At 28.4% G+C, this 16,916-nt stretch carries 11 protein-coding genes; 6 read left to right on the top strand and 5 right to left on the bottom strand.

The annotated features are described in order from the left end of the window. Window positions 1-11: 11 nt before the first annotated feature. The 6 genes from Q0K52_RS01935 to ptsP all read left to right on the top strand — a co-directional run bounded on the left by Q0K52_RS01935 (window position 12) and on the right by ptsP (window position 12,020). Window positions 12-3,857: a DUF445 family protein gene (locus Q0K52_RS01935; protein ID WP_297295892.1), complete on the top strand. Its 3,846-nt coding sequence runs from the start codon at window positions 12-14 to the stop codon at window positions 3,855-3,857. A gap of 467 nt (window positions 3,858-4,324) precedes the next feature. Beyond that, window positions 4,325-7,477 carry an efflux RND transporter permease subunit gene (locus Q0K52_RS01930; protein ID WP_297295890.1) on the top strand — a complete coding sequence of 1,051 codons (3,153 nt, stop codon included), beginning with the start codon at window positions 4,325-4,327 and terminating at the stop codon, window positions 7,475-7,477. 178 nt (window positions 7,478-7,655) lie between these two features. Next, window positions 7,656-9,050 carry an HD domain-containing protein gene (locus Q0K52_RS01925; protein WP_297295888.1) on the top strand — a complete coding sequence of 465 codons (1,395 nt, stop codon included), beginning with the start codon at window positions 7,656-7,658 and terminating at the stop codon, window positions 9,048-9,050. A 5-nt stretch (window positions 9,051-9,055) separates the two neighbouring features. Beyond that, complete coding sequence (locus Q0K52_RS01920; protein ID WP_297295886.1) at window positions 9,056-9,835, top strand: type III pantothenate kinase; 780 nt, start codon at window positions 9,056-9,058, stop codon at window positions 9,833-9,835. A 152-nt stretch (window positions 9,836-9,987) separates the two neighbouring features. Beyond that, the gene (locus Q0K52_RS01915; protein ID WP_297295884.1) at window positions 9,988-10,254 is read left to right on the top strand and encodes an HPr family phosphocarrier protein; all 267 of its coding nucleotides are present in this window, start codon (window positions 9,988-9,990) and stop codon (window positions 10,252-10,254) included. Window positions 10,255-10,274: 20 nt separating this feature from the next. Further along, window positions 10,275-12,020, top strand: coding sequence for a phosphoenolpyruvate--protein phosphotransferase (gene ptsP / locus Q0K52_RS01910; RefSeq protein WP_297295882.1), 1,746 nt, complete (start codon window positions 10,275-10,277; stop codon window positions 12,018-12,020). Window positions 12,021-12,202: 182 nt separating this feature from the next. Here ptsP and Q0K52_RS01905 read toward each other — a convergent pair whose 3' ends face one another. The 5 genes from Q0K52_RS01905 to flgE are packed head-to-tail and all read right to left on the bottom strand — an operon-like array spanning window position 12,203 to window position 16,351. Further along, a complete protein-coding gene (locus Q0K52_RS01905; RefSeq protein ID WP_297295880.1) occupies window positions 12,203-13,075 on the bottom strand; it encodes a class I SAM-dependent methyltransferase in 873 nt (290 codons plus the stop codon). Window positions 13,076-13,096: 21 nt separating this feature from the next. Then, complete coding sequence (locus tag Q0K52_RS01900) at window positions 13,097-13,897, bottom strand: flagellar motor protein MotB (protein ID WP_297295878.1); 801 nt, start codon at window positions 13,895-13,897, stop codon at window positions 13,097-13,099. A gap of 17 nt (window positions 13,898-13,914) precedes the next feature. Further along, complete coding sequence (locus Q0K52_RS01895) at window positions 13,915-14,706, bottom strand: motility protein A (RefSeq protein WP_297295876.1); 792 nt, start codon at window positions 14,704-14,706, stop codon at window positions 13,915-13,917. Between the two features lie 42 nt (window positions 14,707-14,748). Further along, the gene (locus tag Q0K52_RS01890; protein ID WP_297295874.1) at window positions 14,749-14,973 is read right to left on the bottom strand and encodes a flagellar FlbD family protein; all 225 of its coding nucleotides are present in this window, start codon (window positions 14,971-14,973) and stop codon (window positions 14,749-14,751) included. Window positions 14,974-15,025: 52 nt separating this feature from the next. Beyond that, entirely contained in the window at window positions 15,026-16,351 is a 1,326-nt protein-coding gene (gene flgE / locus Q0K52_RS01885; RefSeq protein WP_297295871.1) for a flagellar hook protein FlgE, read from the bottom strand. Window positions 16,352-16,916 lie beyond the last annotated feature (565 nt).

The raw sequence follows: 16,916 nt of genomic DNA, 5'->3' as shown, positions 1-16,916 counted from the left end.
ATTATTTATAAATGGATTTATTTCTTCAATTATTGTTCGGTGCTTTCCTTGGTGCTGTATCTGGGTATTATACTAACACAATTGCATTAAAAAAGTTATTTTCAAATAATGGAATAATAGCAAGGGAAAAGGATAAATTTATTGATGAAATAAGTAAAATGATATCCGTAAAAATCATTAATTATGATTCTATATTTAAAGAAATCAAAAAAGATAAATTTAAAAATAATATAAAAGAATTTTTCAAAAATGTAAAAGACAAATTAATATCAAAAACAGATATAAAAATAAAAAACATAGTAGGGTTTAATAAAACTAAAGATAATATTGTAAACTGGACAAAAGAAAATACAAAAGATTCTGTTATTTTGATACTTAATGATATATTAAAAAATGTTAAAGTTAAACAGATTATAGATGATAGGCAAGTTAAATATATTATTAATAATGTAATAGATTCTTTTGTATCTTATGACAGAAAAAATAACTTTATTAATACTACTCTAAAAAAAATAGCTGATGATGAAAAATATAAAATTATATTAAAAGAGATTATAGACAATATATTTAATAATTTATCTAATAAATCAAATGAAAGTGATTATGAAAAATTAATAAGGTCTTTGATTGAGTATTCAAATATACAAAATTGTTTTTATAATTTTCTTTCTTCATTGTCTTCTAAAAGAATAAATGATTTATTTACTGTAGATGATATTTCTGAGATAAAAGATATTATTAATCAGTTATCAAGAAATAAAGATTTTGAAAATATTATTGATTATGTAATAGATGAATTATATTTAAAATTAAAAGATACTGATAAAACTATATATGAATTATTAAATCCAAATATAGCAAACAGATTGAATTTAGTATTATCTGATATACTTCCAAAATTGATAGATATAATAATTCCAATAATAAATGAAAATAAATTGAGATTAGATACTATTATAGAAGAAGCTGTTGATGAAGAAATAGAAAATATAGACGGTATTTTTTGGCAGTTTATAGTAAAATTGATAAGGAAAGTTTTTTTACAAGATATAGCTGCAAGATATAAAATAGTTCAAAAGATTATAGAATACGTAGAAAAGTATAAAGAAAATTCTGATGATATTATTAAAGCCATTACAAATGATATTGTTAATTATTTAAACGATACAAAAATTTCTGTTATATTAAAAAATGTTAATAATATAGACAATGTAAAAAATATAGTAAAGGATATTGTATTATTTAATATAAGAGAGATTCCTGATTCTTGGATAGAAAAGTTCTTAAATATGAGAATAGATGTATTAGTAGATTCTAATATGATAAAGGATTTATATACATTCTTAGAAAAAGAGATTATTAAATATATATCATCAAATTCTATTATAGAAAAAATTAAATCAGTAATAAATAAAAAAATAGATTCTTTAAATGCTGATACATTGAAATTAATTTTAGATAATGAAAAAATTATAAGCATAATTAATCAAAATAGATCTAATATAGAAAATTATATATTTGATATTTATAATCAATACAAAGATAGAAATATTAATAGTTTATTTGAAGATATTGATTATATATTTGAGCTGCTTTTTGAATTATTTGAAAATATTATAAATAAATATTCTGATAAAAATTTAAATGAATTTATTATAAATAAAGAAAATCAAATAAATTATTTTATAGATAATAATGCCTATAATTCAATATTAAGTTTTTTGAGTAAAGAGAAAATTTTTATATCAAATATAATAGACTCTCTAGTAATAAAAACAATAAAAAATAATATGGGCAAGCTCAATAAAGATGAAATAGCTAGAATAGCGAATGATTTTATGGGTAAGGAATTAGAGCCTATAAATATGTTAGGTGCTTTACTAGGACTTGTATTTGGATTATTTACCGCTTATTTATTTCCTACAAATTCATTCAATCTTTCTCTAGGATATTTAAATTATATAGCAGAGCCTTTAGTATATACTTTTATAGGCTGGATAACAAATGTTCTTGCAATTTATTCTATATTTCAGCCTTATGAACCTTTATTTGGTATAAAGAAAAAAGTTTTTTGGGGTGCTGTGGCATGTGAGAAAAACAGATTTGCTGCTTCAATGTCTGATTTTGTTAATGATAGGCTTATGGAGAAAGAGGGTATATTAGATATACTTGATAATAAAAAAGATATAGAAAATAATTTGATTAAAGATAATTATAAAACATTTTTTAATTATATGCTTGAAGATGAAAAAATAGTAAGTTTTAATATATTTTCAAGTTTAAAAAATAATTTAAATAGTATCATAAAAGGAAGTATCAATTCTATAAAATCTGGAGCGGTTCAATTTGTTATTAAAAATAATTATTTAGATAAAATAAAAGAAAATAAAAATATTAAAAAATCAATTATAGATTATACAAATAGTAATATAGATAATATATTGATATCGATATTAAACTCTTTGTTAAAAAATATTGATGTTGTACCATTAAAAGAGTTTATACAAAATATAGTAAGAAATAATTTAAACGATTTAAGCAGATTTAAAAATATAATAGTTACTAATATGATAAAGGCTCTTAATTCAAATTCTGTTAGAGATAGAATATTTATTATAGTTACTGATTTACTTGATAATGAAATATCTAAAAACGGTGATAAAAAAATAAAAGAGATGTTTGGAGGAGAAATTCTCAATCTTGTTAAATCTAATAATGAATTTATATTTTCTATGATGAATAAAAAATTGAATGAAACTTTAAATAATAATAGATATGAAATAAGAGATATGATTTTAGAGAATGTTCCTTTAAGAAATGATTTTGTTGTAGATTTAGTTGATAGAATAATATTAAATTTAATAAATAGAAAAATTCCTGTTTTTATTAATGATATGAAATATAATATTATGAATATAAGTTTTAATTTCTTAGATGATAATATTTTATCAAAAAAAGTTGCTTATTTATTTGGAGATGAAAAACTTTATGAGGTTAATAGTTTAAGAAAGTATTTAGATGACACTATAGATAATAATCAAAAAATGATATTGAATGTTTCAAATATGTTATTTGAAGTTTTAGTTAATAATTTGGATAATAAAATAACAGAAAAATATATCAATTTATTTTTAAAAAATACAGATAATGAATTTTATGATTTAATAAAAAGATTGTGCATTAATATTTATAACAATAGAGATAATGTTATTACAAGTATTAGAAATTATATAGAAAATAGATTATATCCTATTAGTATAAAAGATTGCATAAATATAGAAAAATATTTTGATGATGTGTTTAATGATATTTTTAAATACTCAAAAAATGGTATAGAAGAATTTTTGATTCATATATCAAATGATGATAATTTAATTGATTTGGATAATTTGAAAGAATCTCTTTATAAATTGCTTGAAACTTTAGAGAATGATGAATTAATAAATAATACAATATACATAGAATCAAAGAAAATATTATTAAATTTAAGAAATGATTTGCTTGATATTATAGATGATGAAACAAAATATTATTTTTTGAATTTGATTATTGATTGTGCCAAAGATGATATTAATTTGATAATAGAAGCAATAGATTTTTCAAAGATTACAAGAGAAGAAATAGACAATATGAATCCTAAAAATATACATGATGTATTTAATTCTTTTGCCAAGAAGTATTTAAATAGATTAAAATTATACGGTATGTTTGGAGGATTGGTTGGAGTTTTGCTTGTTATTATCAAGTGTGTGAATACAGTTAATGCAGATGTTTTTAATGTTCTTAATATTATTGTTATTGTATTAACAGGTATTTTATCAATATTTATGATTATTAATATAATAAAGAATATTTAGTTTAAAGTATTTGAGCTTTACTTACATACCCCGCCCTTTAAAATTTATTGCTTTATTTGGAATTATAATACTATTATTATCTTTATAGCTTGATTAGAAATTCCAGCACCCGCCCAAGTTTTGTTTAAATTTTAAAACTTTATTTAACGCACGGTAAACTAAATCTATAATATGATAAAATATTGAATAAAAAATAAATTTATATTTTTAGCTTCATTCTGCGTGCGTAGTGTGGGCCATTGTTTATAAATATTTTAAATATATATTGTGTATATAATAAAAAAAGTGTATAAAATTATGAATATTTCTAAAATAAAGAATTTTTAATATGTAAATTATAAAAAAAATATATTTTTGGTATAAATTGTTTAAAACTTTTTTCAAAAGTATTCGTCTAAAATAAAGACAAATTGAGATTGATAAAAATAGATTGTATGCTATTATTATATAAAGCAGGGGTGAATTGAATGAGAAATTTTATAGAATTAGTAGTAAAAAGACCAGTAGCGGTTTTCATGTGTATGATAGCTGTACTTATACTGGGATTTGTAAGTTTAAGTAAATTGGCAGTAGATTTTTTACCGGATATGGAACTTCCATATATTACAGTAAGAACAGAATATGAGAATGCAGGCCCGGAAGAAGTTGAAAAATCAGTAACTAGAATAGTAGAAAATGCAGTTGCTACAGTAAGCGATATTAGTACAATAACATCTACTTCAGAAGAAGGACAATCAAGCGTTTTTATAGAGTTTAACTGGGGAACTGACTTAGCGGTTGCTACAGCAGATGTTAGAGAAGCAATAGATACAGCAAAAAATTCTCTTCCAGATGATGCAGAAAATCCAACAGTATTTAAGTTCTCAACAGATATGATGCCTATTATGGAAATAGCTTTTTTCGGTACAGATAATCTAGGAGCATTATATAATTTAATAGATAATCAGGTATTAAATAAAATAGAACAAGCTTCAGGAGTTGCAAGAGCTGAGATTAGAGGCGGACTAAAAAGCGAGATGAAAGTTGATTTAGTTTTGAATAGACTTCATGCTTATGGTATAGATATTAATAGTATAGTTTCGCTTTTATCTTCAGAGAATCAAAATTTATCAGGCGGCGATACTTATGAAGGCGTTTATAAATATACTTTAAGAACAATGGGAGAGTTTACAACGGTAGAAGATATTGAAAATACAGTTGTAGCATTAAAAACAAATGATACTCCTATAAAATTAAAAGATGTAGGCAGAGTTTATCAAGGATACAGCGATGATTCAGAAATAGTAAAAATTAATGGAATGCCTGCAATATCAGTTTCTGTTAATAAAGAATCAGGCGGAAATTCTGTTAATGTATCTAAAGCAGTTCAAAAACAATTAGCTAATCTTAATCTTCCGGAAGGAGTTGAATACGAAATTTTATTTAATAGTGCTGACAATGTAAATGAATCTATAAAAGGTGTATTAGACACAGCTTGGCAGGGAGGTTTATTTGCCGTTATAATATTAATGCTTTATTTATGGAATATTAAAACAGTTTCTATAATAGCAGTTTCTATTCCTATATCAATAATTATCACTTTTACATTGATGTATTTTATGGGAATAACTTTGAATATAATATCATTATCAGGGCTTGTTTTAGGTATTGGTATGATGGTAGATAACTCCATTGTTGTGCTTGAAAATATATTCTATTACCGAAATAATGGTTATGGAAAATATTCATCTGCTATAAATGGAACTTCTTCAGTTGCACTTGCTATATCTGCTTCTACACTTACAACTATAGCAGTATTTTTACCATTCCTTTTTGTTGAAGGACAAACAGGACAATTATTCATAGATTTATGTATTACAGTAACAGTATCTATGATAGGATCTTTATTTGTGGCACTTACTATAGTTCCTATGCTTGGAGCTAGACTTGTAACAAATAAAAAGACTAAATTTTTAATACCTATAGAAAATTTTGTTAATAAAAACTTTCATGACAGAGTTAATAATTTGTATTCATCAATACTTCATTATTCTATAAAAAATAAGAAGAAAGTATTGATTTCATCTTTATCAGTAATACTTGTAATAATAGCATTAGGCTTGATATTTATAGGTAAAGAAGGATTTCCTACTTCAGATGAAGGACAATTTAAGATAGATGTAAAAATGCCGGTTGGTACAAAATCCGAACAAACACAATCATTTGTAACAAGAATGGAAAGCGATATACAAAAGATAATAGGCGAAGATTTTGACAGAATGCAGTCAAGAGTAAAATCAGGCTCAGAAGAAAATACAGCAGAAATAAGAATACAATTAAGAGAGAAAAGCGAAGGAAGAAAGAAATCAGTTGATGAATATATAGAAATAACAAGAAATGCTTTAACATCATATCCGGCACAAATTAATATAGCAGCCATCACAACTTCAGCAATTGGCGGCGGCGGAAGAAATGGAGGAACAGGCGGTCACGAAATAGAAATAGAAGTAGTAGGAGATGATTTGGATAAAGCTACAGAAATTGCTAATAATATAATTTCTGTAATAACAGATATAGAAGGTATAAGAGAACCTAGATTAAGCAGAGATGACTCTAATCCGGAATTAAAAATATATGTTAATAGAGAAATAGCAGCTAAAATGGGCATTAATGTAAATACAATAGCTAATATAATAAAAACAAGTTTTGCAGGAACAACAGCTACTACTATGACACCAGCTAATTCAGATGTTACAGATATAGATGTTAATGTTCAATTAGGAGAGCCGGACAGATTAAAAATAGATGATATATCAAGACTTATGATACCTACAACAGCAGGAATAGTACCTATATCATCAATAGCTACAGTAGAAAAAAGTTACGGCCCTACAGAAATAGAAAGAAAGGACAGCACTAGAATAACAACAATAAAAGCTTCAGGATATAACAGAGCTTTAAGCGATATAATGATTGATGTTCAAGAAAAAATAAAAAAAGAAGTATTCGTACCTTCAGGATTTATTATCAATTATACAGGTGATTTTGAAGATATGAATGAGGCATTTTTACAGCTTCTTCAGGCTTTGATATTGGCATTAGTTTTAGTTTATGCAATAATGGCAAGTCAGTTTGAATCATTTATAGCACCTTTTGTAATAGCATTGGCTATACCATTTGGTTTTGCCGGTTCTTTAATAGCTTTATTTATAGGCGGACAAACTTTAAGCGTATACAGCGGAATAGGTTTTATAGTTTTGATTGGTATTGTAGTAAATAATGGTATTGTACTTATAGATTATATGAATCAGCTTATGCATGAAAAACGTATAAGCGGAGATGAGGCAGCATTAGAATCAGGGCCAAGACGTTTAAGACCTGTATTAATGACTACTTTAACTACTATACTTGGACTTTTGCCTATGGCATTATCAGGCGGAAGCGGAAATGAAATGTATCAGCCATTATCTTTAGCTATACTTGGAGGACTTTTACTTTCAACAGCATTTACTTTGATAATAGTACCTACAGTTTATGCTGCTATAAGAAATAAAATACCTCTAAAAGATTATGAGAAAAAAGATATGGAAAGCAGAAACGATTTTAGTAATTATGATACAGTAAATGTGACAGGTAAGTGATGTTTTTTTCATAAATTGTTTATTTTGTTTGGTGGGGCTTTATTATAAAATAAAGCCCTATTATTTTTTATATTAATATATTATGCTATATTATATAATATAAATTTGTAATTAATTGAAAATTGTATATACTATATATAGTATATAAATACTAGAATTCAATATAGTAGGATATTAAGTGAAGAAAATATTTACAGACATACCTCATCCAATAAAAGAAATAGCAAGAATATTGCATGTTGAAGGCTTTCAGTGTTTTTTAGTTGGCGGAGCTGTTAGGGATTCAATAATGGGGCTTACTCCTCATGAATATGATATAACTACCGATGCCAAACCAGAAGATGTGCAGAGAATATTTAAATACACTATTCCAACAGGAATAAAGCATGGCACTGTGCTTGTTATTATAGAAGATATGCATGTAGAGATTACAACTTTCAGAAGCGATGGAAATTATAGCGATGGAAGGCACCCAGATAATGTTGAATATGCTTCTAATATAGAAGAAGATTTGCCTAGGAGAGATTTAACAATAAATGCTATGGCTTATAATGTTTTAGACGGAACACTCATTGATATGTTTGACGGTATGAAAGATATTAAGCGTAGAATAGTAAAATCTGTTGGAAATCCTTATGAGAGATTCATGGAAGACGGCCTTAGAATAATGCGGGCTATAAGATTTGCTACTAAATTGAATTTTGAAATAGAGAAAGAAACTTTTGAAGCTATAACGCATTCTACTGGTATGCTTGCTTCAATAGCGGCAGAACGTATAAGAGAGGAGTTTAACGGTATATTATTATCAGATAATCCTTTCAGAGGTTTAGAGTTATTAAGAAAAACGGGAGTGCTTCCTTTAATATTGCCGGAACTTATGCAAGGTTATGGAGTTACTCAAAATAAATTCCATAAGTATGATGTTTATTATCATATACTTCATACTATACAGGCAGTTGAGCCTTTAGAAACAGAAGAATTAACTTTATTGGTAAGATTGGCGGCATTATTCCATGATATAGCAAAACCTATGGTTCAGAAGAAGGTATCAAAGCAAGATGATCCGGTTTATTATAATCATGAGGTAGTAGGTGCTAGTGTTGCTAAAAAGATAATGAAAAGATTAAAATATTCTAATTCAGAGATAGATTTTGTAACTTTATTGGTAAGACAGCACATGTTCTACTATCAAGATGAATGGACAGATGGTGCGGTTAGAAGATTTATGCGAGCTATAGGGGTTGAGAATATAAAACCTCTTTTGAAGCTTAGAGAAGCTGACAGGCTAGGAAGCGGACATAGGAAAGATAAGGAAAGTAAGGCTATACCTAAACTTTTAGCTAGAATAGATAAGATAATAGAAGAAGAGAATGCAATTACAGTAAAAGATTTGAAAATAGACGGAAATGACTTGATTAATGAGTTTAATTTAAAACCTAGCCCTTTAATAGGTAAGATATTAAATTATTTGCTTGATTTAATATTAGATGAGCCTGAATTAAATAATAGGGAATTTTTATTAGAAAAAACAAGAACATTTTTGGAAAGTAATAACATAAAAGATGAGGCTTAAGAGAGATGTACCTTCTTGCAGATATCGGAAATACAAGAGTTAAGTTGGCAATGTTTGAAGATACTAATGTTCCTATTTATTATGAAGCTATAGAACATAGTAATGCTTTAGATTTGGTAAATGCATTAAATAAAATAAAGAATAATCACCCATATATAGAAAATATATATTACAGCAGTGTTTCATTGAAAGTAAATGATTTATTTGAGGGCAGTGTAGAGGATTGTTTTAATATGAAGCCTTATAGGGTTACTCATAGCGATATAAAATTAAAAGATAATTTATATGAGCCTAAAAATGCTGTAGGTATAGACAGGCTCTTATCTACTTATGCCTCTATATGTCTTGAGGGATATAGCGATGAAGATAAATATGCTTCAATAGTTATAGATATGGGAACAGCTACAACAATAAGCATAATGCTTTCAGATTTTACATTTTTGGGCGGTATGATAATAGCAGGTACAAAAACAAGTTATCAGGCATTATCTAACAGTACATCTTTACCATATTATGAGATAGGAGCAGTTGAAAATATACCTAGTCCTATAAGCAATAATGTAAAAGATGCCCTCATGTCAGGTGCTATGTATAATACAATAGGCACAGTCAATTATGCCGTTTCAGAAACTAAGAAATTTATAAAATCTAAATATAATATAAAATCAAAAATCTTTTTAACAGGCGGAATATCTAATTTAAAACTTTTAAAATGCAAAATTTATCCTTTTTTAGTTTTACAAGGTATATATTTTAATATGATAGATAATAAAAATACTATATGATTATATATTATGTAATATTTTGTTTATTATCATGATAATATTTTATTTTATTGTACTAAAAATATAGTTTTTCATTGTCTATAATTTGACAAATGGGAAAAAACTGATATACTTTAAACTATATATAAGAAAAGAATATAGGAGTTTCAAATATGACTACAGGTAAAGTTACTATACAAAATGATACAGGTCTTCATGCTAGACCTGGTAATGAGTTTGTTACATTCATAAAATCGCTAACAGGCTGTAAAATTGAAATAGAAAATGAAGCAGGAAAAAGAGTTAATGCTTCATCACTTTTAAAGGTATTATCTTTAGGTGTAAAAAAAGATTCAGTACTTACTGTTTATTGTGACGGTGAGAATGAAGAGGAAAATTTAAAGAAAATAGAAGAATTTCTTGCTAATTTAAAAGACTAATTTTTTTTGGAATTTGTAATATGGAAAAAAGAATTACTGGAATAGGGGTATCCCCTGGTATAGCTATAGGAAAAGTCTATTTACTTATTAAAAAAGACTTGGTAGTGTCTAAATGTCCTTGTAAAGATATAGTTGATGAGCAAAAAAGGTTGTTAGATGCTAGAAATAAATCCAAAGAACAACTTTTAAAAATAAGAGAATCTACAGCTAAAAAAGTTTCAGAAGAAAAAGCTGCTATATTTGACGCTCATATAACTTTACTTGAAGATGAGGATTTACTTGAAGAAGTTAATAATATCATAGCTGATGATAAAGTATGTGCTGATTATGCCTTATCACAAGGAATAGAAGTTTATACAAATATTCTAAGTGAAGTAGAAGATGAATATTTGAGGGAAAGAGCCTGTGATTTAGCTGATATTGCTGACAGATGGATAAGAAACATTCAAGGCAGTGAAATAGCAGATGTTTCTAGTCTTCCAAAGGATTCAATAGTGGTAGCTAGAGATTTAACTCCTTCTGATACAGCTAATCTTGATTTAGATAATACTTTAGGATTTATCACAGAAATTGGCGGACGTACTTCACATACTTCTATAATGGCCAGATCTTTAGAGCTTCCTGCTGTCGTAGGTATTGGTGAGATATTAAAAGATTTAGAAAATGATCAAACTATAATACTTAACGGTAATACAGGAAACGTTATAATAAATCCTACAGAAGAATCTATAAAAGAGTGCCTAAAACTTAAAGATGAATTTGATAAGAAAATGGCATTATTAAAAGAATATTCCCATAGAGATGCTGTATCTAAAGACGGCACAAAAATTAGGGTATATGCTAATATAGGTTCTCCAGCAGATTTAGGCGGAGTTCTAAAAAACGGTGCTGATGGTATAGGTCTTTATAGAACAGAGTTCCTATTTATGGAAAACACAGATTTCCCTACAGAAGACGAGCAATTTAAAGCTTATAAAGAAGTTGCTGTTGCTATGAGCGGTCATACTGTTACTATAAGAACTATGGATATAGGCGGCGACAAATATTTGCCTTATTTAGAAATGCCTAAAGAAGAAAATCCAGCATTAGGTTGGAGAGCTTTAAGAATATGTTTAGATAAAACTGCTATTATTAAAACTCAGTTTAGAGCTTTGCTTAGAGCTTCTGCTTTTGGTAAAATAAAAGTTATGCTTCCTATGATAGTTTCTTTGGAAGAATTAAGAAAGGCTAAAGCTATATTCAATGAATGTAAATTGGAACTTATGAAAGAAAACATTGAATTTAATGAAGCTTTAGAATTAGGTATGATGATAGAAACTCCTTCTGTTGTATTTAGAGCTGAGTCTTTTGCAAGAGAGGCCGATTTCTTCTCTATAGGTACCAATGACTTAACTCAGTATACATTAGCTTCAGATAGAGGTAATGAAAGAATAGCTAGTATATGTGACCCTTATAACCCTTCTGTACTTATAGCTATAAAAATGGCTATAGAAGGAGCACATGCAAGCGGTATTATCATTTCTATGTGCGGAGAGTTGGCAGGAGATTTACTTGCTGTACCACTTCTTTTCGGACTTGGTCTTGATGTATTCTCAATGTCTGCTATATCAATACCTGAAGTTAAGAAAATGATAATTTCTTTAGATAAGCCTGAATGTCAAATGTTGGCTAAAAGAGTACTTACTTTGGATACTGCTGAAGAAGTTAAAGCTGAATTATTAAGATTTATAGAAGTACATGAAAGAGGCGGTACTGTAAGTTATTAAAGATATATTAAACTTAAAAGATTAAAAGGGGTTGATTTTATTTAATCAGCTCCTTTTTTATTGCAAATTATTTTTCTATGAAATAAATGTACTATATATTTGTTCTATATATATGATATTTATTGAGCTTATTATATAAATTGTATGAATTTAGATTTGAAGTTATTTGATACAATAAATATTTATGAATAGTATCTAGCGTATATGCCGCAAGGAAGAATTATATTAGAATTTTCTGTAGGGAGTCCTATTTCTCCGCTTTCAAAAGTGCCGTTATGTTTTATCGAAGTTGATAAAATATTTTTTAATGATATATGAGAAAAACTTGCTGTGTAGCAGTTAATTAAAAATAGAATAGGGGAGTCAGATAAAAGTTTAACGCATTCTTCAACCAATCTTGTTAAACTTGTTTCTATTTGCCAAAGTTCTCCATTAGGGCCTCGTCCGTATACAGGAGGATCCATGATTATTACATCATATTTTCTTTCGCGTCTAACTTCTCTTAAAACAAATTTGATTACATCTTCTATAATAAATCTAACTTTTTTATCTTGAAGATTATTTATTTCAATATTTTGTTTAGCATGTCCTACAATTTTTTTTGAGGCATCAACATGAACAACTTCATTACAATCAGCATAAGCACAAGCAACGGTAGCTCCGCCAGTATAGGCAAATAAATTTAATGCTTTTATCTCTTTATTTTTATGAGTGGTAGATTTTTTTTCTTTAATTTTATCTATAATGAATTGCCAATTAACAGCTTGTTCCGGAAATAGTCCAATATGTTTAAAATTAGTGAATTCTATTTTAAATGATAAATCTTGATATTTTATAATAAAATTATCTTTAGGCTTATTAATATATTGCCAATAACCGCCGCCTTTATCAGAGCGATGATATATAGCATCTAAATTATTCCATTTCGATAGGCTTTTAGACCAAATAACTTGAGAATCCGGGCGGGATACTATAAATCCGCCTATATCCTCAAGTTTTTCGCCTTCTCCGCAGTCTATAATTTTATAGTCTTGCCATTTGTTAGCTAAAAGCATAATATTTATTTTTAGTTAGTGTTATCTTTGATTATAGTAAGTAACATCATTTCTTACTATAACAATATCTACTCTTCTATTCAAAGCACGTCCGTCAGGTAAATCATTAGATGCTACTGGTCTAGTATCAGCGTATCCGGCAATAGAATATTTATTTCTATCTAATTTACCAGTTTGATCATTTTCAAATAATTTCTCTAAAATAACCATAGCTCTTGCAGAAGAAAGTCCCCAGTTATTACCAAATTTCTGTTCAGTAATACTTCCTGGTATAATAGAACCTGAATCAGTATGACCTTCAATTCTTATATCATTTGGGATACCGCTAAGCAATGAAGCCAATTTAATAAATGTTTCTACATTATTTTGACTGTCTATTATATTAGTAGAAGCTGATTCAAAATATTGGTCAGCACCAAGACTTATAACAAAACCTCTTTCATCTTCTTCTACTCTAACTTTTTTACTTTTTATTTCAGAGTCTAAAACAGCCATAGCTCTATCAATACTCCTTCCCATAGAATATCCTCTGTCTGTAGATGGAAGTGTATTAGCATTAGCTCCTCCATAAATAAGTTTGCTTTGAGACAGTGTAGCACCTCCCGGCATAACTCCGAATGAACCTTGGAATGCTGTAGCAATAAGTTGTATAGCAGAGTCATTAACAGAACTAGACATTGTTGCAAGAAGCATTACGAAGAATGTCAATACTAATGTTACGAAGTCTCCATAAGTTTGAAGCCATAAAGGAGCTGAAGGGCCCGGTACTTGAGCCTTATCACCTGCTTTTTTAGCTTTTTTACCAAATTTAATAGTAGCCATTATTTACCTCTGAATTATTATCTATCTCCTACTTGTTCATTAACTTTCTGACGCTGAGCAGGAGGCAAGAAAGATATAAGTTTATCTTTTACTATTCTAGGGTTATCACCTGCCTGTATAGATAATATACCTTCAAGCATAATACTTTGAACAGTAGCTTCTGAAGCATGTCTTGCTGCTAGTCTTCCAGCTATAGGCAAAGCAAAACCGTTAGCTATAACAGATCCGTAATATGTAGTAATAAGTGCTACCGCCATACCAGAACCGATAGCATCAACACCGCCGCCGCCGCCTAAACTTCTAAGCATGATTACAAGTCCGATCAATGTACCAATCATACCCCAAGCAGGATATAAAGAAGCCGCATCCTCAAATACTTTTCTTACTGTATCGTGCCTTGCTTCTACGTTATCTATCTCTGTATTCAAAATATTTTTTACAAGTTCTGGGTCTGTTCCGTCAACTACAAGCTGCATACCTTTTTTAAGTAAAGGATCTGAAATTTCTTGTATATCATCTTCTAATACTAATAAACCTTCTCTTCTTGCTTTTTCTGAAAAACTTAAAAGTGTTATAATAATTTGTGCTTCATCATAATCAGGTTTTTTCAAAAGAACTTTTATAGCTTTAGGAACACCTAATATAGTTCCTAAGTCATTAGCAACTAAAAGCGAAGTTGTACCTCCCAAACCTGTAACGACTACAGATGCAAAGTCAACCATATGACCTACATTACCGCCTCCTGAAATGATACCGAATAAGTTAATAACTATAACTAATACAACACCTAATGGTACAAATATATCCATATTTTGACCTCTAACTAAAATTTATTTTTTCTTTTAAATTGTTTATTCTTCGTTACCATAGAATGAAGGCTTTTTTACACTTTTTTCATCAACTATTCTAGTTCTGTATTCTATTATTCTATTTAGCACCGTTTCAAAACTATCTTTAGTTACTACCTTCCTTCCTGATAACATTGTTATTACTAAATCAGGAGTCTCCTCCATAAACTCTATTTGATGCGGATTTACATATAATATACTTCCATCAAACCTTGTTATGTGTATCATAATCAGAAACTCCTAACTCTATTATACTATAAAATTATAAAAAGTCTATTTATTATCTCTTAAGAGCTATAACTTCCTGAAGCATTTGGTCTGCTGTAGTTATAGTTCTAGCATTAGATTGGAAACCTCTTTGAGTTACTATCATATCAGTGAATTGTTCACTCAAATCAACGTTAGACATCTCTAAAGTACCAGCTTTAATAGAACCTCTTCCTTCTGCTGAAGCAACACCTATATTAGCAGCACCAGAGTTATTGCTTTGTACAAATAAAGTATCACCTGCTTTTTCTAAACCGCCAGCATTGTTGAATTTAGCTAAAGCAACTTGACCTAAAGTTTTTCTGTTTCCGTTAGTGAATACACCAGTGATTTGACCGCTGTCATCAAAGCTGAAACCTTCTAGCATACCCATAGTATAACCGTCTTGTTCTATAGCTTTAGTTGTTGATGGTGATTCAAATTGAGTAATACCATTAAATAAACCAACTTCACCCATAGTAAGATTGATAGTTTGGTTTACTTCTCCTTCAGTACCTTGATAAGTGAAAGATACATTAGGCATTAAAACACCTTCAGTTTGAGTGTTAGTTCCATCGCTTACTGAAATTAATGAACCAGCATCATTGAATACTAATTGGAAAGTATTGTTTCCGCCGCCTTGTACTGGATCACCAGCTGAAACGCTAACGCTTCCTTCAGTAGCATCTGGTACATCTATTACCATATCCCATCTGTTAACATCTGTTCTAGTGAAAGTAGCTCTTAATTGACGAGGTATACCTGTAGAATCATATATAGTTAAATCAGATTGATGTGTTTCTCCGCTTTTTTGTAAGTTACAGAAGAAGTTTGTATTAGCTGTAGCTCTTGCTGGGTCTTTTGAACCTACTGGTATAATAATATCTTCTACACCAGCAGCAGTGTTTAAATCCATTTCGCCAGTTTCTGGATTAAGTACAGCATTCCAACCTTGTACTTTATAACCGTTAGAAGGATTTACTAAATATCCGTCTTTATCTAAAGAAAAAGCACCATTTCTAGTATAATAAGAATTATTGCCTCTTTTTTCTATAAAGAAACCTTCTCCCTGAATAGCTAAATCAGTGTTTACACCTGTAACTTGTAAAGCACCTTGAGTATGTATAGTGTCTATAGTTGCAACCATCATACCTAAGCCTACTTGTTGAGGGTTGATACCGCCTCTATCTTCTTGGGGCTTAGCTGCTCCGCTTAAAGATTGGCTTATCATATCCTTAAAAGTAACTCTACCTCTTTTAAATCCGTAAGTATTAACATTGGCAATGTTATTTCCAACTACATCCATTCGAGTTTGATGATTTTGTAAACCAGACACGCCGGCAAATAATGAACGCATCATAAGGCGTATTCCTCCAAAAAATTAATATTTCTTATAGAAGATTTTCGGTATAATTGAAATTTGTTTAATGTTTTTTTTAAGGATTTAGAAATTATGTAAACTTGGATTGTTTAAGCTAAATTAGCTATTTGTATATAATATTAATTTATTTTTACCATTTATATAGCAGTTATATAAATGGTAAATAAATATATAATTTCTTTAACTTTTAGTAAAAGTTTTATAAACTATGTTGACTTTTTTATGGTATGTTGTAAACTTTTTATAAAATCATATAAGGGTGTAAAAATTGTTTAAGTTAATTAGAGATCATCGCATCGCATCGCATCGCATCGCATCGCATCGCATCGCATCGCATCGCATCGCAGATAGTATATCTATATAATCTTTTTATCTGCAATCTATTTTTTACATTTCATTCTCTATCTTTATTCAAAAATAATATAATTATAAATATTCAAAATAATATATATTCAAATCCTATTGCTGTATATAGCAATGTTCGAAATGTAGTTCAAAACAATCAATCTAGCTTTTTATCTCATAAAGCCAAAAAAATTAAATG

Origin of the sequence: uncultured Brachyspira sp. (genome assembly GCF_944390845.1) — a bacterium.
In the GTDB taxonomy this organism is placed as follows: Bacteria; Spirochaetota; Brachyspiria; order Brachyspirales; family Brachyspiraceae; genus Brachyspira; species Brachyspira pulli.
The sequence above is the reverse complement of the archived record's forward strand: the minus strand, read 5'-3'. Positions and strand labels throughout refer to the sequence as shown.